This is a genomic window from Desulfoluna sp. CYM3A (assembly GCF_056829965.1).
Genome location: NZ_CP186556.1, coordinates 1,337,359 through 1,354,557, shown reverse-complemented (window position 1 = coordinate 1,354,557; position 17,199 = coordinate 1,337,359). Strand labels below are relative to the sequence as shown.

Sequence of the window (17,199 nt, the reverse complement as noted above, 5' to 3'; positions counted from 1 at the left end):
CATGGCACAAAAAACAGATCTGTCCATCATCATCGTCTCCTTCAACACCTGCGAACTGACCCGGAAGTGCCTGTCCTGCGTGCGGGACCACAGCGGAGAGGTCAGGCGCGAAGTCATCGTGGTGGACAACGCCTCCACCGATGGATCCCCGGAGATGATCGAGGCCGAATTCCCGGAAGTCACCCTCATCCGGCTGCCCGTCAACGTGGGCTTTGCCGGGGGCAACAACCCGGGCATGAAAAGGGCCTCGGGGCGCTACATCCTGCTGCTCAACTCCGATGCCTTCATCGAAGACGGCGTCCTTGAAAAAACCCTGGCCTACATGGACGCCAACCCCCGCACCGGAATCCTGGGATGCCGCCTCACCAACCCGGACGGCAGCCTGCAGCCTTCGGCCCGGAGCCTGCCGGGCCCCATCAACAAATTCTTCCACATTTCAGGGCTTGCCGCGCGGTTTCCCGCATCCCGCATTTTCGGCAAGGTGGACTACACCTGGTGGGACCACAGCACACCCCGCAAGGTGGGCTGGGTGGTGGGGGCCTTCTTCCTTATCCGCAGGCGAACCATGGAGACCATCGGCTTTCTGGACGACGGCTACTTTCTCTACTTTGAGGAGATCGACTACTGCCTGGCCGCCCAGAGGGCTTACTGGGACGTCGTCTTCTACCCCCACGCCTCGGTGGTCCACATCGGGGGACAGAGCACCCTCAAGACCCCCGGGCGCATCTCCACCCACGGGCGCCAGAGCCTTGCCATCCGCATCGCCAGCGAGTGCAGGTATTACCAGAAATGCTACGGCCGGACGCGTCTTTTGGCCGCCATGGCCGTGGAATACCTCTGGAACGGACTGATCCGCCTGAAACACACCCTTTCTCCCACACGGGAGTCGCCGCAGAAAAAAGCCGATGCAGCGGCCATCATGGAGCTGATCCTCAATCACCTGAGAACCTCATCCAAACCGTAAACAAACATCCGGGTTCCCTGAGCGTTACCCGACCCAACCCATAAACACACGTTTTTAAGGATACCATCATGAACCATACGACACGTTACGCCATCCTGGGCCTGCTCCTGCTGGCCCTGCCCACCCCAAGCCCGGCCAAGGAGTCCCCTATCCAGTCCTTTGCCCGGCCTTGTGGATTGCGGGCCCCGTCATGCGGGCGGCCTCTGATGAGTCATCCGCCCTCTTCCAGAGCGATGTCCTGCCCTCCATGAACTCATGGATCAACACCAACCTGGGAGAAAACGTCTCCATCAACGACACCACGAGCATCGCTCTGGACCCATCCAAGCTCAAGCTCTGCACCGAATCCGAAGCCCGTGTCTACTTTGTGGGGGAAGGGGCGGGGTACAAAAACACCCTGGGCTTCAATACCCAGGGGAGCGGCATCAGCTCCGGGGACCCTCAGCTCATCTTCCCCGACGCCACCAGCCGCGTCTCCTCCTACGACCCGGGCCCGGGAAATTCCCAATCACGGAGCCGCTGGTACCCCCTGTACCCCGGGGACTTCGTGGACATCGGAACCCTTGAGGCCGACACCCAGCTTGATTTCTTCCTCATCGCCAACGGCGCCAGGGGCGGCACCATGACCTACTCCACGGATATCTCCACCAACCCCGACGGCATCGACCACGTGGTGGCCTACGCCATGCCCTCCAGCCCCTACCTCCTCGTGGGGTTTGAAGACCTTTACGGCGGCGGGGACCGGGACTTCAACGACCTGCTCTTTGCCGTGGACATCGGAGCGGCCAACGTGGCGGCCCTGGCCTCCGTTCCGGAGCCCGCCACACTCCTGACCCTGGCCTCATTCCTGATCATTGCCTTCACCGTCCACCGGAAAAAGCAGGCCGCCTGACCACAACCAGATGCACGCCGTCAGCATGGCCTCTTGCGAGACCAGGGACGGCGGGCGCCCATCAACCTTTTGCCTGTTGCGTAAAGCCTTTCACACGGAGGCGTCATGAAAAAAAGAAACACAGTGATCTCTGTCGTTGGTGTCCTTGTCCTTCTGATCATCCTGGTGGGCCTCGGCAGCGCTGTCTGGCGCAGCCACGCGCAGGAGAAGCGGGCCATGGAGACCCTGAAACGAGCCGAAGCCCTCCTCACCGAAGAGAAGCCCCTGGAGGCCCTGGCCCTTCTGCGGCGCGTCCTGCCCCAGGATTCCGACAGCCTGCAGGAACACAAGGCAACCCTGGAAATCAGGGCCCACCTCGATATGCGCAATGTTCCGAGGCTCCTGCATCTCTACGACCGACACCCCCACCTCTTCCTGCCCCATGAGGAGGCGGCCCTGTTTGTCTGCCGGGCCTTACTCCAGACAGGCAACAAAGAGCCCTACAATGCCCTGCGTCAGAGCTGGAAAGGCCGGGAAACCAATGCCGGTGCCTGGCTTGCCCTGGACGTGGACGCCCTTCTGGTGGAAGGCAAGCGGGACGCCGCCCTTGCCCTGCTGAACGAGGAACGCGCCGAGGTGGACACCGAGACAGTCCGGCTGATTCGCCTGGCCCTTCTCAGCGCCCCGGACCACTTGGAAGAGGCCTGGGGCTACCTGGAAGAGGCCTCCCTGCTGGCGCCTTACAACAGCGACATCCGCCTCTTCCGCGCCCAGATCCTGGAGCAGCTCGGGAAACCGGCCGAGGCACGGGTGGAATATGTGGCGGCCCACCTCGCCGAACCGGACAACCCACGGGTCAGGGACCAGCTGGCCGAATTCTACCGACGCCAGGGCAACCCGAACCTGGCCCTGGCCACCTGGGAAGGGGGCCTGACCCCGACGGCTCCGGGGTATCTCTGGCTCAAGGCCATGTTCTGGAGTCGCATGGCCACCCCCCTGGACCGGGACTGGACCCAGGCCACCTACCCGGAGGAGCGTCTTACCCCTCTTCTGGTCTGGTTCGGCAGCCTGCCTGCCACAAGCCTGTGGAGCAACGAAACCTTTTTCCAGATCCCCGATCGCAACCTCTTTCTCTCCACCCGCCAGGAACTCTTCTGGATGCGGGTGGTGGACCACCTTGCCCGTGACCAGGAGAACCAGGCCCTGCTCCTGCTGGAACGAAACCCCTTTAAAACCCGCTCCTGGAACCCGGAAATAGAAGAAGCCCTGGTGGCGGCCCTGCGATTTCGAAAATGGGGCACCTTCCCCAGGGAGCCCATGGGGTCGCTGTCCGCCGACAGCCCCCACCCCCTGTTCCGTCAACTGGGCACCGACACTGCCGAGCCCTCTCCGGAGCTGGCCGCCCTCATCAAAAGTCCGGAGGCATTCTCCGCCATCTTCCTTGCCGGTGGCTGGCTGGAGGCGGCCCTTCTCCTTCACCGCATGCCTGAGCTTTCCGAAGATTTTCCGGGGTGGGTCGCCTACGGCCTGACCCAGGCCATCCGTTACAACCGAAGCACTGAAGAGGCCTTGGCCTTTGCCGCCAGGCAGCCCCAGAGCCCGGCACTCACCGTGCTGACCGGAGAGCTGCTCTTGTCCGAGAACCGAATCGACGACGCCATGACACGCCTGGCCGAATTGGCAAAAAGCCCTTCGGATGCAGGATTCCGTGCGGCCTGGCTCAAAACCATGGTCCACCTGGACAGGGGAGAGATTGAGGCGGCCGAGCAGACCCTCTCCGACCAGCCGGGCCTGGCCGATAGCCTTACCGGCCAGGAACTCCTGGCACGCATCGCCATTGCCAAAGACGACCCTGAACAAGCCACACGCATCTACACCGAGGTGATGACAGAATCAGCCGAGGCCAAGGTGTGGCTGGCCAGGCAGGCCTTTGCAGAGAAACGCTGGGATGAGGCGCGCCGCCTCACCACCGAGCTCAACGCCCTGTTCCCAGACAGCCTGCAGTTCCGGGCCAACCTCGCCGCCATTGCGGAGGCCGAAGGAAAAAGCAACGAGGTAACGCCATGAACCGACGTCGCAGCCGTCCTGTCATTCCCACGCTCCTGGCCCTCTGTTTTGTCCTGATCTGGCTTCAGGACACAGGATGGGCCCAGTCCTTCTCCGACACCCTGCCCGTGCTTGCTGCCCTGCCCCTGTTTTACTGGCTGGGCAGGCCCTGGCAGCTTTCCGGGGAGCCGTCGCCTCCGTCGAGTCCCTTTCTTCTTGTGGGCATTGCCCTTTTTGCCCTTGGGCTCATCACCGGTGTGGCCCTGTTTCCCGCCCTGGGCTGGACAGCCTTTCTCTGGAGCTGGCTCTCTCCCCGCCTTGACCCGGCAGCCCGGCGCAGGATGATGAAACTCATGCCCCTTCCCGTCATGGCCTTTCCCTGGCTCCTGCTGGACGGACGCCCCGTGGGGTGGTGGTTTCGCCTGAGCGGCGCCGAAGCCACCGAGGGGGTCTTCACCCTCCTGCAGCTGGATGTCCTCCGCCAGGGAACCCGGCTCCTCGTGGAAAACCTTCCCGTGGACGTGGCCCCGGCCTGCTCCGGCCTCAACACCCTCCAGGCCATGCTCATTGCAGGCATCGCCCTGGCCTACCTGGAGCTGGGCGCAACCCGTCTCTACTGGATCTCCCTCCCCCTGCTCGTGGTGGCGGCCTGGGCAGCCAACACCCTGCGCATCATCGCCATCACCGGCACGGCCCTGGCCTTCGACCCGGAAACCGCCATGGGCGTCTTCCATACCCTGGGCGGGTGGCTGGTCATCGTGATAATGTTCCTGCTCTGCTTTGGAACATTTCGCTTCCTGGCAACCCATGCGCCCCTGCCTGCCGGGGAAGGCGCCCCATGAAACAGCCCCCCGACCCATCCGATGCCGCCAGGAACAAAGGGCTCGGGGCTCCTCGTTCGCCGCCTTCGCCTCGCCGAGGCCACGGTCTTTGCCTACTGCCTGTGGCACGCCCGGGACCTGATTGCCGCATGGCAGCGAAGCCCCCATGACCGCCTGGGCTGGCTGGCCCTGTTTATCTGGGGCCTCCCCATCCTCTTCCGGGGCCGCCACCTGCAACAGGGCCGACCGCTGGGCCAGCCCCACCTCCTTGCCCTGGGTCTTTTTCTCTCCTTCATCGGGGAACTCGGTTCCCTGAACCTTCTCAACCACCTGGGGCTGGCCTCGGCCCTTGCAGGACTGGCCGGCCTCACCCCCCGGCAGCTCCCCTGGCTCCTCACCGCCATCAGCTGGATGCCCCTTCTGGGATGGGTGGGCAGCCATCTGTTTCCTTTCATGATCCTGCCCATGCGACTGGCCCTTGCAACGGCAGGCACCGGTTTCTTTTTCCTTTCACCGGCCCCCCCATCGGAGACTGCGTCGTGTCCAACCTGACCCGTATCCTCCTTCTCCTGAGCGTTGTCATCGCCCTGCTCTTTGGCCTGGCCTCGGCAAAGCACGCCCACCGGGAACAGCCCTCCCGCCTGGACCATCTGCCCATCAACGGATCCGGATACGCAGGAAAGGACATACCCCTTACCCAGACAGAGCAGTCGGTCTTCGGCAACGCCCGTGTGGTCAAGCGTCTCTATCACTTCGGCAGGTTCCCCTTTGTGCTCATGGCCATCGACGGCTCCAGGTACCGTCACGCGGTCCACGACCCCACCTACTGCTTCCGGGGCATGGGCTGGGAGGTGGCGCACCGCAGCCCCATCCCCATGGAAGGGGGGGAATCATGCCTGCTCACCCTTGCAAGGGACGGAAAAAAACGACGGGTCCTTTACTGGTTCACCAACGGGGCCACACGCCACAGCTCCGTGGTCCGATACTGGTTCCAGACAACCCTGAGACGGCTTACCTTCGGCCTTTCCGGGCCGGAGCCCCTCTTTGTCGTCATTCAGCCCGCAGGGGACTCAGCCCCCCCGTGGCACCGGGTCATCCATCACTTCGGGCCGGTCCATGATCTCTGATAAACGAGTCAGCACATCCACCGACATGGCAATAAGCCCAATGCGCATCGTAAAATTCAGCGAATGGCAGATTCTCAGCAAAATCATGGCCATCTCCATCATCAGCGTCGCCCTGCTGATCCTGGTCATCCTGGGGTATTTCATGCCCCTTGCGGAAAGGAAAATGCTCGCTGAAAAAAAAGAGGGGCTCAAAAACGTCGTGGATACCACCTTCGGCATGTTCCAGGAGTACGCCGACCTCATCAGGGACGGAAAAATCAGCAAAGCGGAGGCAAAAAAGCAGTTCGCCCGCCGCCTCAGGCCCCTGCGATTCAGTGAAAACAGTTACTTCTGGATCAATGACGTGGATTCCACCATGGTGATGCACCCCATCATGCCGGAGCTTGAGGGAAAAAACCTCAACGACCGGAAAGATTCCAAGGGCAACCTCCTCTTTCAGGACTTCCTGCGGGTCAGCAAAGCACACGGTGCCGGATACGTGGACTACATGTGGGCCAAGGCAGGAAAAGAAAAACCGGTTCCCAAGCTCTCCTATGTCCGGCTCTACGAACCCTGGGGCTGGATCCTCGGCAGCGGCATCTACATCGATGATGTCTACGAAGACATCAACCAGCTGCGCCTCTTCCTGCTGACCAGTGTCGCCCTGTTCGCAACGCTCACCATCACCCTTGCCGTTTTCATCGGAACCGGTATCACCCGGCCCTTAAAGAAAGTCATCTCAGGGCTTCAGGACATTGCCGGAGGCAAGGGGCGGGCCGGCCTGACCAAGCGCATCGCCATCACTTCCATTGATGAAATCGGCCTGCTCTCCACAGAGTTCAACAGCCTCATGGACGCCATCAACAGCCTGGCGGTCTTCAAAAACGTCATTGAAGAAGACGACTCCCTGGAGGAGGTTTACCAGAGGCTCGGCGACCTTTTCACACAGACCATCGGCATCCCCCGGTGCTTTATCTTCCAGGTCGTCAGTTCAAAGAGCAAACTGGAGCTGACCTACCCCGGCCCCTTTGATCAGGAAGAGATGGTGTGCAGCCAGCTGATCCTGGATGACAATGCTCTCTGCAAGGCAAAGCGCACCGGTCACCTCATCACCTCCTCCCACTTTCCCGCCGTATGCAGGCAATTCACCTGCCAGAGGAGCACCACTACTGCATTCCCATTGTGGTGGGTGGCGCCACCGTTGCCGTGGTGCAGTTTCTCTTCCCGAAACCTGCCGGCCAGGAGGAGAGCAAAGAGAGGGAGACAAAGCTCTTCAAGGCAGAGCAGTACATCAACGAATCCCTTGCGGTCATCGAAACCAAACGGCTGATGAATTCCCTTCAGGACGCGGCCCTCATCGACCCTCTCACCGGCCTGTACAACAGGCGCTACCTTCAAGAATACACGGAGAAAATCGTGGCGGGCGTCCTGAGACGGGGAAAAAACATCGGGCTGATCATGTGCGACCTCGACTACTTCAAGCAGGTCAACGATACCTACGGCCACCATGCAGGGGACCTCGTCCTCCAGGAGACCGCCAAGACCATTGCTCAAAGTGTCCGGGACTCGGATATCGTCATCCGCTTTGGCGGCGAGGAGTTCCTGGTGGTCCTCCTCGACATCAACGACGGCGAGAGCATCGACATCGCGGAAAAAATCCGGTTGAAGGTCCAGCAGGTCAAGTTCAGGCTCCCCGATGGTGTCATTCAAAAAACCATCAGCCTCGGCGCAAGCGAATTTCCCAAAGACACGGACACGCTGTGGAGCTGCATCAAATATGCAGATGTGGCGCTCTACCGGGCCAAGGAAGAGGGTCGCAACCGGTGTATCCGGTTTCTCACGGAGATGTGGACGGAAGATCAGATCTGACGGCAGACCCATGCAACCGCGAGATGAGAAGGATGTGCCCCATGAAATTCACCCAGAAAATCATGCACATGACGCGCAGGTTGAGGCTCCTGGCCGACAAGGGATATTACCCGGCCTACCTGAGGCACCAGGGGGTGCGCATCGGCAAAGATGCCGTGATCCTCTACCCATCCTACATCGACGGCCGCATGCCCTACCTTGTGGAAATCGGTGACAACGTGGTTATCAGCCTGAACGTCACCATTCTCACCCACGACGCCACCAGTGCCTGGGCTGGAGACCTCATCAAGGTGGGACGGGTCACCATAAAAGACCATTGCTTCATCGGAGCCGGAAGCACCATCCTCTGCAACACCACCATCGGACCCAACGCCATCGTGGGTGCAGGCTCCGTGGTGAGCCGGGACATCCCGCCGGACACGGTCTACGCTGGCAGCCCGGCCCGGTTTGTCTGCTCCATGGAGGAGTTCACCCGCAAGAGCCGAGAGGCCGCAACGCACCGCCCCCTTATGGAGGGACGCCATTTTCAGCACCCCTATATCCCCCAACAGCAGAGGGACGCCCTGAAACAAAGCCTGGACGACGGGTTCGGGTATTTTTGTGCGAGGTTGCCGGATAAAAAAGAGGCTAAGGGCTAAGGAAGGGAGTAGGGAATAGGGAATAGGGAGAGGGAATAGGGAGAGGGAATAGGGAATAGGGAATAGGGAAAATAGCGGGATAGCCGGAGCTGTCAAGGGAAACCACACCAACCCGACACAGGCGGAATACCATGTTTGAAAACATCCGGGCGGACCTTGCCGCCCACAAGGGAGACTGGGGATCCCAGGGATTCTGGGCCATGGTCATCTACCGATTCGGGAGGTGGCGATACACCATCGGAAACCGCTGGCTGAGGATGCCCTTCTCCCTGCTCTACAAAATCGCCTTCAAGGCTGTTCAGGTAGTGGCGGGCATTGAGCTGCCCTGTGAGGTCAACGTAGGGAAAGGGTTCCGCATCGACCATTTCGGCGGGGTGGTGGTCAGCGGGTTCGCCTCCTTCGGAGACCATTGCGTCATCCGCAACGGGGTGACCGTGGGACTGCAACGCACCGACGAGCCCGCAGCCCCGGCCATCGGAAACCATGTGGACATCGGCGCCGGAGCCAAGGTTCTTGGCCCCATCACCATCGGCGATCATGTGGAGATTGGAGCCAACGCCGTGGTCATCCGGGATGTTCCCTCCCACGCCATCGCCGTGGGAATACCCGCCCGCGTCATCAAAAAAGGAGGCACCACATGACCCGTCCCCTCCCCAGCATCGGTGTGGTGATTATCGGCATCAACGTCTCCCGGTATATCGACGGATGCATCCGCTCGGTACTCTCCTGCGACTATCCCGCAGAAAAACTTGAGATCATCTATGTGGACGGCGGCTCCGACGACGGGAGCCCGGAGCTGGCCGAAACCTTTGAAACCGTCAAGGTGATTCGCCTGGACCATCCCCACCCCACACCGGGTCGCGGGCGAAACGCGGGGTGGCGGGCGTCGTCCGCGCCCCTTATTCAGTTCATGGACGCGGACACCACCCTGGAGCCGGGCTGGTTTAGGGCGGCCCTGCCGCACCTGAAGGACCGGACCCCTTGTGTCTGCGGTTTCAGGCGGGAACGCCACCCGAAACGCAACAGGTACCACCTCCTCACCGAAATGGAGTGGGGCTACGAAGAGGGGCCCTGCCGCTACTTCGGCGGTGAGGTACTCCTCTACCGATATGCCCTGGAGGAGACCGGCGGCTTTGATGACGAGCTCGTGGCCGGAGAAGACCCCGAGCTGAGCCGCCGAATTCGCAAAACAGGCTGGGAAATCCTGCGGCTTGCGGCCCCCATGAGTACCCCATGGATCAACATGAACACCTTCGGCCAATACCTCAGGCGAGCCTATCGAAGCGGCCACGCTTACGCCGAGATCGGCCTGAAGTTTGCTTCCAGCTCCGACCCCCTCTGGGCTGCGGGAACTCCTTCGAATCTCGGTTCGGGGAGGTCTTCCCCCGGCGCTCATCGCAACAGGCCTCCTTACCGGGTATCCCCTCATGGGCCTTGCGGTGGCCCTGCTCATTGCCGCCAAGCCCTTCTACACGCTGGGCCACATTGCCCGCAGGTTCCGCTGTTCCATGCCCCAGGCCCTTATCTATGCCGGCCACTCTGCCTTTGTGGTCTTCCCCCAGTTTGCCGGGGTCATCCGCTACCTTGCGGGCCGCCTCCTGGGCCGCCCCCTGCACAACACCCTCGGCTGACCCCCACTCACCACTCACCACTCACCACTCACTATTAACTATAAACTATTCACTATTCACTGTTCACAACTCACCAGCCAAAGGTCACCATGCAACCCACCGACACCGTCCTGATTTTAGGAATCCCCCTGGACAACCTCACCATGGAGGAGACTGTCGACCGTATCCATGACATGGTTGCCGCCTACCGCAGCGACGGGAAACCCAGACTTGTCGCCACGGTCAACGTGGACTTCCTCGTCAACACCCTCAGCTGGTTTTCCGGCGCCCCCCGACACCCCGAGCTCCTGGGCATCCTCCAGAACGCCGACCTCGTCACCGCCGACGGCATGCCCCTGGTCTGGGCCAGCCGCCTTTTGGGCAACCCGCTGAAAGAGAGGGTCACCGGAGCCGACCTCGTCCCCAAACTCGCCCTTGCCGCCCCCGGCAAAAAGCTCTCCCTCTATTTTCTGGGAGGACGGGGCGACGTGGCCCAAAAGGCCGCCGAATGCCTGAAAAAGAAAAACCCCGGCATGCTCATCGCCGGGGTGGATTCCCCCTTTGTCCACATTGAAGGGGAGAAACTGGCCGAGGCCGATGAAGGCGACACCGAGGTTATCGAGCGCATCAATGAAGCCGAACCGGACATTTTGCTGGTGGCCTTCGGAAACCCCAAGCAAGAGGCATGGTTCCACCGCAATCGCCATCGCCTCAAGGCGGCCGTCACCATCGGCATCGGCGGTACCTTCGAGTTCATCACCGGCAGCGTCTCCCGTGCCCCGATATGGATGCAGAACGCCGGGCTTGAATGGGTGTACCGCCTCATCCAGGACCCCACGCGCCTCTGGAAACGCTACATCATCGGACTGGTGAAGTTCTCCGTCATGGTGCTGCCCATCATCGTGCAGGATCGGTGGAAAAGGCTCCGGTTTGGCACCCCGAAAAACGACACGCCCGAGCCCCCCGCGCCCCAGGGGGATATCCCCCTTAAAAATGAACTCAACGTGGTCCCCCTGCCAAACGAACTCGATGCATCGGTGGTGGCCGAGCTGAAGCAGCAACAGGAGGAGTGGCTGGCCCACGGCAACGGGCTGGTCCTTGATTTCCGCAATGTCCGGTTCATCGACTCATCGGGCTTGGGGTTTCTTCTGGGCCTTTGGAAAAAAGGCTCTGCCCGGTACGCGGGATTTCACATGGCCGGGGTGCAGCCCCAGGTGATGAAAACCCTCAAGCTCAATCGGGTGGCGTCCCTGCTCTCCGACCACATGGTGGAAGATCTTAAGGAGATCGAAAACTCCCAGCAGGCTCCGGTGCTGCACCGCCCGTTTTACCATACCCTGACATCCTCGGAAAAAAGCCGTGAACTCCAGCTCTACGGAGCCCTTGATGCAGCTCAGATGCAGGAATTCGATACCCAAAGGCTCCTCAAAGCCGTCGCCTCCCGACATCTCATCCTGGATCTGACCCACCTCAACTTTGTGGACAGCACCGGCCTGATCCTTCTGCTCAAAGTTAAAAAAACCGTTGCGTCATCCGGCCACACCTGTCTTACTTGTGGTGTCAATACACATGTTGCCCAAATGCTCCGTGTCACGAGACTGGACCATTTTTTCCCTTCTCTGCAGGACATCCGAAAGGCAAGGGCCGCCCTGGATAAAACCATCCTCTCCTGAAACCGTGCCCCGGGCCCTGCACCCCGGTCCCCAGCCTGAAAACACAGTGACCCCCACAGGCAACAGCCCTGTCTGTTTCGCCTTAACCACGCATGCAAGGAGGTGCCCATGTCCATCATCACAATATCCAGGTCATTCTGCAGCAAAGGAAGCGTTGTTGCGGAAAAGATCGCCACTGCCATGGGGTATGACTGCATCTCGCGGGAGATCCTCCTGGAGGCATCCGAACAGTTCAATGTCCCGGAAATCAAGCTGGCCAGGGCCATCCACGACGGGCCTTCCGTATACGATCGGTTCTCCCACGGCAAGGAGTGCTACATTGCGTTTATCAAGGCGGCCCTTCTCAACCGCCTTAAAAAAGGAAACGTCGTCTACCACGGATTGGCCGGGCATTTTTTTGTTCAGGACATTCCCCACGTCCTGAAGATACGGCTCCTTTCGGACATGCAGACACGCATCGCCGACGAGATGGCCCGGGAACAGGTCACCGAAGAGATCGCCCGGAAACGGATCGCAAAGGATGACAAAGAGCGCTGCAACTGGAGCCATCACCTCTACAAAATCGACACCCGGGACCCCGAACTCTACGACTTGAGCATCAACCTCCGGCACGTCTCCGTGGAGGATTGCGTCACCATCATCCGCAACACCGCTGACCTGGCCTACTTCCGGGAATCCGGCGAAACAAAAAGCAGATTGGAAAACCTGGCCCTGGCCGCTACGGTCCGGGCTTCCCTTGTGAATCGCTATTACAACGCCGAGGTGACCACCCGAGAAGGAAGCGTGGTTATCAAACTGCCCGACCCGGTGACCAAGGTCGACAAGACAAAGGAAGAGATCAGATCCCTTCTGACGGAGATCAAAGGCATCAAGGACATCTACATGGACATCAAGTCCAGCTCCATGCCGCGGACGGCCATGCACAAATAAGCACGGTAAAACCCGCGGACCCGGGTATTTCATGCAAAAGGGAGCACCCGACTCGTGAAATATCCTGGCGGGGATACCCGCCGTTTGCAGGGCGCTGAAAAAAAGCGAAAATTTTCCATTGAAATTACCGTGTTCCGCGCCTATGATGCGCCCCTTGATAGACAAGCAAACTCATTTCTGACCCTTGGAGACGCACAATGCCCATTGTTACCCTGTCCAGTACATCCCAAATAAAACGCAAACTTATCGCGGAACGCATTGCCGAAAGGCTCGGCCACACCTGCATGTCCAGGGAGGTAATCCTCGAGGCATCCGAACAGTACAATGTTCCGGAAATCAAGCTCGCCAAGGCCATCCACGACAGCCCCACCATCTTTGAGCGACTGTCCAACGGCAAGGAACGGTACATCGCCTTTTTCCGGACGGCCCTTTTGAACAACCTGAAACAAGGCTCCATTGTCTACCACGGCATTGTGGGGCATTTTTTCGTCCAGAGGGTTCCCCATGTCCTGAAGGTGAAAATCATCGACAGCATGGAAAACAGAATCAAAGAGGAGATGGAGCGGGAAGACGTGCCTGAAAACGTGGCGAGAAAACGTGTTCTCCAGGAAGACAAGGAGCGCTACAACTGGTGCTCGTCCCTGTACAAGATGGATACCCGGGACCCGGAGCTCTACAACATGGTCATCAACTTAGAGCGCATCTCTGTGGATGACTGCGTGGACATCATCTGCCACACCCTTGAAAAAGAGTCCTTCAAAGATACCGAAGAAGCGGAAAAACAGCTGAGCGACATGGCCCTGACGGCCACGGTCAAGGCAGCCATCGTCCAGAAATACAGCGAAGCCAAAGTGGCTTCCCACAACGGCAACGTGGTCATCACCATGGACCCGCCCGTGGCACAGATCCCCAAAAAGAAACGGGACATCCGCGCCCTGACATGTGGCATCGAAGGGATCAAACACCTAGAGCTGGACCTCAAGGCCAAAACGATTCCGCGGACGCCGATGCATAAGTAACAGGTAAATAGGTCATAGGAAAACAGGTCACAGGCCTATGACCCATAACCTATGACCTTTTTTCCTGCTTTTTAAGCACCATCGCCGTCCGGGCGGGCAGATAGGTATAAATCAGGTGCCCGCCCTTGGCGTCGGGGAACGAAAAGAAACGCTGCTCCTCTTCGATGCGGCCCTGGCCGCCGAAACGACGGGCGTCGCTGTTCAGGTGCATGTTGTAATCACCGGGGCTCACGGACACGGGATGGTCCACCCAGGACTCGGTGGGATGAAAGTTGAAGATATAAACCATGGCTCCCCTTTCAAAGGCGAGCCATTTTTTTATGCGCGAAATCCCCAGGAGCCGGATGGGGGCCTCGCCAAAAAGACCGCCATCCTGGATAAGGGCCGTCATGGCCCGGTCAAAGCTTGCCAGAAATGGGTATTTCAGGTCCGGGTTGTCCACCAGGCTCCACTGCCGCCTGGCATAATGACCGGACCAATCGTTGCCGTGGCGGGGAAAATCGATCCACTCCGGATGGCCGAACTCATTGCCCATAAAGTTAAGATACCCGCCACTGGCTGTTGCAAAGGTGATGAGGCGGATCATCTTGTGGAGGGCCATGGCCCGCTCGATGAGCGGATCGGTATCGTCTTTTCCCATGTGATCGTACATGGCGGCCCCGGCCATGCGAATGGTTCGGTCCCACCAGGGCCTGGTCGTGGGATTCGGCATAGCTGATGGCAGGCTCCCTGTGGCGCCCGTTGGTCAGCTCGTACCAGATCGTGTCGAGGTTCCAGGACTCATCGGTACATTTCTACCAGCTTGGTCCAGAGATCGGGGAGTCCCATGGCAAACCGATAGTCAAACCCGGTTCCCCCGAGCTCCCGGGGAAGGGCCAGGCCCGGCATGCCGCTCACATCTTCGGCAATGGAAAGGGCCGAGGGACGGATCTCGTGGATCAATCGGTTGGCAAGGGAAAGATAGACCAACGCCTCCTCGTCCACCTCGTCCCCGTAGTAGTCGTCATACGACGTAAAGCACCGGCTCATGCCCCGGTGGTGGTAAAGCATGCTGGTGACTCCGTCAAACCGGAACCCGTCCAGGCGATACGTCTCCAGCCAGTACCGGCAATTGGAAAGCAGAAACCGGACCACCCCCTCTTTCCCATAATCAAAACAGCGTGAATCCCACCCCTCGTGGTGCCCCCTGCTGCCGTCGTGAAAGTAGAGGTGAGAGGTGCCGTCCTGGCGGCTCAAGCCCTCCACCTCGTTGCCCGCCGAGTGGGAGTGAACCAGATCGATGATCACCCGGATCCCCATGCCGTGGGCGGTGTCCACAAGGCGCATAAAGGCCTCGGGGGTCCCGAACCGGGATGAGACGGCAAAGTAACTGGTCACGTGATACCCGTAGGACCCGTAATAAGGATGCTCCAGGATCCCCATCAGCTGAATCGTGTTGTATCCCGCCTTTTTGATACGGGGCAGCACATGATCCGTGAAATGGTCGAACCCGGCCACATCGCCCTTCTCCCCGGCCATGCCCACATGGGCTTCGTACACCAGGGGGGGGACGCCCTCTTCGATCATGGGCCGGTTCCGCCACACATAGGGCTCCGGGCGCCATGCCTGGGCGTTGAAAAGAAGGGTCTCGGGATCCTGAACCACCCGATGGGCATGGGACGGAATGCGATCCCCTGATCCCCCTTCCCAGTGGATACGAAACCGGAACAGGGTGCCGTGGGGCATCTCCTCTTCGGGAAGAGTGATTTCCCAGATATCCGACCCGTATCGGCGCGTGAGGGCATACTCGGACCTCTCCTGCCACTGGGAAAAGGTCCCCACAAGATACACGGCCGTGGCATTGGGCGCCCACTCCCCGATACGCCAGGAGCCCCCTTCATACCTCGGGCCATAGACAAGGTGGGTGTCGGCAGCGTCCCTCAGGCTTCCGTGCCGGGACAGAAGCTTTTGGGCAAGGCTCACCTTCTCCAGGCGTCTCACCAGTACCGATCCGTAGGGTTTCAGCCAGGGATCCAGGCTGATGAGGGTCGCGGCCAGTTCTCCGGCATGGTCCAGGCCCGTACAGCTGTACCCGTTTCCCGTTTCGCTACACAATAAAGGGCCGTTCAAGCATCGTCTCATAAAGGTCAATGTACCTGTTCGCCGTTACGGTGTGATTGAAGGTCCTGCGACTCTCATCCATGATGCGGACAATCTGGGATCGTTTGAAGGCCTCGGGTTTCCGCCAGAAGACCATGGCCTCATCAACGGCCCAGCGCAGGCCGGAGGAGTCGTAGGAGTTAAACAGAAACCCGTTGCCCGTGCCCTCCTCGGCATTGAGATGGGTGACGGTGTCGTGGATTCCGCCGGTGTCGCAGGCCACGGGCAGGGTGCCGTACAGGGGACCGATCATCTGGGGCAGGCCGCACGGCTCGAACCTTGACGGCATGAAGAGAAAGTCCGACGCCGCATAGGCCAGCCGGGAGTGACCAAAAGGAGCCAGAGCCACCCTGGACTGCAGGTTAAATGTCCGGGACGACCCCTCAAATGGGAATTTTAAAGGCCCCGTCGGCCACCATCACCACCTGCATGCCGTCATGCCAGTAGTGGGACAGGGTCTCGTAGAGGATCTCCGCAAGGAGACCGCACCCCTTCTGCAAAGGATCCAACCGGGACGGCCAGAAAAAGAGGGGCGCCCTGTGATCCGGCGTGAGGCCCAGTTTCTCCTGGAGATGGATCTTGTTGGACCGCTTGCCCGCCTTATGGCTTTCCGCGGTATAATTCCTGAAAATGGCCGTGTCGGTCTCCGGGTCGCAGGTGTCGTCCGGGGCGTTCAGGATCCCGGCGGCACATCCCGCGTGCCACTTGTTGGCCAGCTCCTGCCGCAGCTGGCTTGTGACCATGTCGTGTCCTCCATGGACAATCTCACGGAAAAAGGTGGGGCTCACCGTGTTGACATAATGGGATGCAAACACCCCGCTCACCAGGTAATCCACGGGGATGGTGTCCCGGGATGCCTCGTAGTTCCCGGGGGGGCGGGTAAAATAGAGGTGCTGCCAGAAATCCGCCGTGTCGATGCCCCGATCTTCGATGGTTGCCATCACCGTCTCCCTGCTGTGGACATTGTGCAGGGTAAACAGGCAGGGAATCCCCACCCGCCTTGCCATGGCGGGAATCAGTCCGGTCATCCAGTCGTTGCAATGGATAAGGTCCGGTTTCACCCTCGGGATCACGTTGTTGATCACCTCACGCTGAAAGGCCAGAGAGATCTTCACGTCTTCCCCGTTGTACCCCGAATAGATCTGATCGAGGTAGAAAAAAGCCCTGTCTTCGGCCAGATGGATCCGGTCGCTGGTGATGGAGTTCCGGATCCGATCCACCTCCTCGTCAAAATCGTTTCGCAACTGATCCCTGAAAATCGCCCGGTAGTTGGGAGTTACCCATGCGCACATCTCCCCCCTGTTCGTAAAGCGCCCGAATAAGGGAAGACGAGACATCCGCCAGCCCCCCGGCCTTGGCGTGCATTTTGTCCGCCCCCTCCCCCATGCCTGCGGGAAGGTATGTAATCTCAGGCGTAACAATAAGCACCCGGGGCGTTTTATTCCGAGATGTGGGCATATTGGTTTTCTCCGGCGGCGGCGAAGGAAGCCACCTGGGCAATGGGTTTGGAATC

At 60.0% G+C, this 17,199-nt stretch carries 18 protein-coding genes; 14 read left to right on the top strand and 4 right to left on the bottom strand.

Annotated features, from left to right (window positions below; translation table 11 throughout):
- The first annotated feature begins 1 nt into the window (after nt 1).
- From ACOYW1_RS07060 to ACOYW1_RS06995, 14 genes are all read left to right on the top strand, one after another.
- Nucleotides 2-964: a glycosyltransferase family 2 protein gene (locus ACOYW1_RS07060; RefSeq protein WP_482422233.1), complete on the top strand. Its 963-nt coding sequence runs from the start codon at nt 2-4 to the stop codon at nt 962-964.
- 190 nt (nt 965-1,154) lie between these two features.
- Nucleotides 1,155-1,856, top strand: a complete 702-nt coding sequence (locus ACOYW1_RS07055; protein ID WP_482422232.1) for a DUF4114 domain-containing protein — start codon at nt 1,155-1,157, stop codon at nt 1,854-1,856.
- 105 nt (nt 1,857-1,961) lie between these two features.
- Complete coding sequence (locus ACOYW1_RS07050) at nt 1,962-3,902, top strand: tetratricopeptide repeat protein (RefSeq protein ID WP_482422231.1); 1,941 nt, start codon at nt 1,962-1,964, stop codon at nt 3,900-3,902.
- Nucleotides 3,899-4,723, top strand: a complete 825-nt coding sequence (locus ACOYW1_RS07045; protein WP_482422230.1) for an exosortase/archaeosortase family protein — start codon at nt 3,899-3,901, stop codon at nt 4,721-4,723. The genes ACOYW1_RS07050 and ACOYW1_RS07045 overlap by 4 nt, the downstream gene beginning before the upstream one ends.
- A 21-nt stretch (nt 4,724-4,744) precedes the next feature.
- On the top strand, nt 4,745-5,254 hold the full coding sequence (locus tag ACOYW1_RS07040; protein ID WP_482422229.1) for a hypothetical protein: 510 nt from the start codon (nt 4,745-4,747) through the stop codon (nt 5,252-5,254).
- On the top strand, nt 5,242-5,829 hold the full coding sequence (locus tag ACOYW1_RS07035) for an exosortase-associated EpsI family protein (RefSeq protein ID WP_482422228.1): 588 nt from the start codon (nt 5,242-5,244) through the stop codon (nt 5,827-5,829). Before ACOYW1_RS07040 ends, ACOYW1_RS07035 begins: the two co-directional genes overlap by 13 nt.
- Nucleotides 5,830-5,854: 25 nt before the next feature.
- Nucleotides 5,855-7,138: a cache domain-containing protein gene (locus ACOYW1_RS07030; protein ID WP_482422227.1), complete on the top strand. Its 1,284-nt coding sequence runs from the start codon at nt 5,855-5,857 to the stop codon at nt 7,136-7,138.
- The gene (locus ACOYW1_RS07025) at nt 7,138-7,677 is read left to right on the top strand and encodes a GGDEF domain-containing protein (protein ID WP_482422226.1); all 540 of its coding nucleotides are present in this window, start codon (nt 7,138-7,140) and stop codon (nt 7,675-7,677) included. The genes ACOYW1_RS07030 and ACOYW1_RS07025 overlap by 1 nt, the downstream gene beginning before the upstream one ends.
- A gap of 41 nt (nt 7,678-7,718) precedes the next feature.
- Nucleotides 7,719-8,315, top strand: coding sequence for an acyltransferase (locus ACOYW1_RS07020; RefSeq protein ID WP_482422225.1), 597 nt, complete (start codon nt 7,719-7,721; stop codon nt 8,313-8,315).
- 131 nt (nt 8,316-8,446) lie between these two features.
- Nucleotides 8,447-8,956, top strand: a complete 510-nt coding sequence (locus ACOYW1_RS07015; protein WP_482422224.1) for a serine O-acetyltransferase — start codon at nt 8,447-8,449, stop codon at nt 8,954-8,956.
- Nucleotides 8,953-9,984 (top strand): glycosyltransferase family 2 protein, encoded by a 1,032-nt coding sequence (locus ACOYW1_RS07010; protein ID WP_482422223.1) that lies wholly within the window; start codon nt 8,953-8,955, stop codon nt 9,982-9,984. Before ACOYW1_RS07015 ends, ACOYW1_RS07010 begins: the two co-directional genes overlap by 4 nt.
- Nucleotides 9,985-10,035: 51 nt before the next feature.
- Nucleotides 10,036-11,598, top strand: a complete 1,563-nt coding sequence (locus ACOYW1_RS07005) for a WecB/TagA/CpsF family glycosyltransferase (protein WP_482422222.1) — start codon at nt 10,036-10,038, stop codon at nt 11,596-11,598.
- Nucleotides 11,599-11,706: 108 nt separating this feature from the next.
- Nucleotides 11,707-12,528, top strand: coding sequence for a cytidylate kinase-like family protein (locus ACOYW1_RS07000; RefSeq protein WP_482416947.1), 822 nt, complete (start codon nt 11,707-11,709; stop codon nt 12,526-12,528).
- Between the two features lie 197 nt (nt 12,529-12,725).
- Nucleotides 12,726-13,547 (top strand): cytidylate kinase-like family protein, encoded by an 822-nt coding sequence (locus ACOYW1_RS06995; protein ID WP_482422221.1) that lies wholly within the window; start codon nt 12,726-12,728, stop codon nt 13,545-13,547.
- A 49-nt stretch (nt 13,548-13,596) separates the two neighbouring features.
- On the opposite strand, the gene ACOYW1_RS06990 is transcribed toward ACOYW1_RS06995, so the two are convergent.
- The 4 genes from ACOYW1_RS06990 to ACOYW1_RS06975 all read right to left on the bottom strand — a co-directional run bounded on the left by ACOYW1_RS06990 (nt 13,597) and on the right by ACOYW1_RS06975 (nt 16,978).
- Nucleotides 13,597-14,259 carry an alpha amylase C-terminal domain-containing protein gene (locus tag ACOYW1_RS06990; protein ID WP_482422220.1) on the bottom strand — a complete coding sequence of 221 codons (663 nt, stop codon included), beginning with the start codon at nt 14,257-14,259 and terminating at the stop codon, nt 13,597-13,599.
- A gap of 68 nt (nt 14,260-14,327) precedes the next feature.
- On the bottom strand, nt 14,328-15,656 hold the full coding sequence (locus ACOYW1_RS06985) for an alpha-amylase family glycosyl hydrolase (RefSeq protein ID WP_482422219.1): 1,329 nt from the start codon (nt 15,654-15,656) through the stop codon (nt 14,328-14,330).
- Nucleotides 15,634-16,035, bottom strand: coding sequence for a hypothetical protein (locus ACOYW1_RS06980; RefSeq protein ID WP_482422218.1), 402 nt, complete (start codon nt 16,033-16,035; stop codon nt 15,634-15,636). Before ACOYW1_RS06980 ends, ACOYW1_RS06985 begins: the two co-directional genes overlap by 23 nt.
- A 34-nt stretch (nt 16,036-16,069) precedes the next feature.
- Nucleotides 16,070-16,978 carry a glycogen/starch synthase gene (locus ACOYW1_RS06975; RefSeq protein WP_482422217.1) on the bottom strand — a complete coding sequence of 303 codons (909 nt, stop codon included), beginning with the start codon at nt 16,976-16,978 and terminating at the stop codon, nt 16,070-16,072.
- Between the last annotated feature and the right edge of the window lie 221 nt (nt 16,979-17,199).

What these genes read in the sequence shown, in the direction of transcription:
- ACOYW1_RS07060 (WP_482422233.1), top strand. Translation starts at nt 2, where the DNA reads ATGGCACAAAAAACAGATCTGTCCATCATCATCGTCTCCTTCAACACC.
- ACOYW1_RS07055 (WP_482422232.1), top strand. Translation starts at nt 1,155, where the DNA reads ATGCGGGCGGCCTCTGATGAGTCATCCGCCCTCTTCCAGAGCGATGTC.
- ACOYW1_RS07050 (WP_482422231.1), top strand. Translation starts at nt 1,962, where the DNA reads ATGAAAAAAAGAAACACAGTGATCTCTGTCGTTGGTGTCCTTGTCCTT.
- ACOYW1_RS07045 (WP_482422230.1), top strand. Translation starts at nt 3,899, where the DNA reads ATGAACCGACGTCGCAGCCGTCCTGTCATTCCCACGCTCCTGGCCCTC.
- ACOYW1_RS07040 (WP_482422229.1), top strand. Translation starts at nt 4,745, where the DNA reads ATGCCGCCAGGAACAAAGGGCTCGGGGCTCCTCGTTCGCCGCCTTCGC.
- ACOYW1_RS07030 (WP_482422227.1), top strand. Translation starts at nt 5,855, where the DNA reads ATGGCAATAAGCCCAATGCGCATCGTAAAATTCAGCGAATGGCAGATT.
- ACOYW1_RS07025 (WP_482422226.1), top strand. Translation starts at nt 7,138, where the DNA reads ATGAATTCCCTTCAGGACGCGGCCCTCATCGACCCTCTCACCGGCCTG.
- ACOYW1_RS07020 (WP_482422225.1), top strand. Translation starts at nt 7,719, where the DNA reads ATGAAATTCACCCAGAAAATCATGCACATGACGCGCAGGTTGAGGCTC.
- ACOYW1_RS07015 (WP_482422224.1), top strand. Translation starts at nt 8,447, where the DNA reads ATGTTTGAAAACATCCGGGCGGACCTTGCCGCCCACAAGGGAGACTGG.
- ACOYW1_RS07010 (WP_482422223.1), top strand. Translation starts at nt 8,953, where the DNA reads ATGACCCGTCCCCTCCCCAGCATCGGTGTGGTGATTATCGGCATCAAC.
- ACOYW1_RS07005 (WP_482422222.1), top strand. Translation starts at nt 10,036, where the DNA reads ATGCAACCCACCGACACCGTCCTGATTTTAGGAATCCCCCTGGACAAC.
- ACOYW1_RS07000 (WP_482416947.1), top strand. Translation starts at nt 11,707, where the DNA reads ATGTCCATCATCACAATATCCAGGTCATTCTGCAGCAAAGGAAGCGTT.
- ACOYW1_RS06995 (WP_482422221.1), top strand. Translation starts at nt 12,726, where the DNA reads ATGCCCATTGTTACCCTGTCCAGTACATCCCAAATAAAACGCAAACTT.
- ACOYW1_RS06990 (WP_482422220.1), bottom strand. Translation starts at nt 14,259, where the DNA reads ATGCCGAATCCCACGACCAGGCCCTGGTGGGACCGAACCATTCGCATG.
- ACOYW1_RS06975 (WP_482422217.1), bottom strand. Translation starts at nt 16,978, where the DNA reads ATGTGCGCATGGGTAACTCCCAACTACCGGGCGATTTTCAGGGATCAG.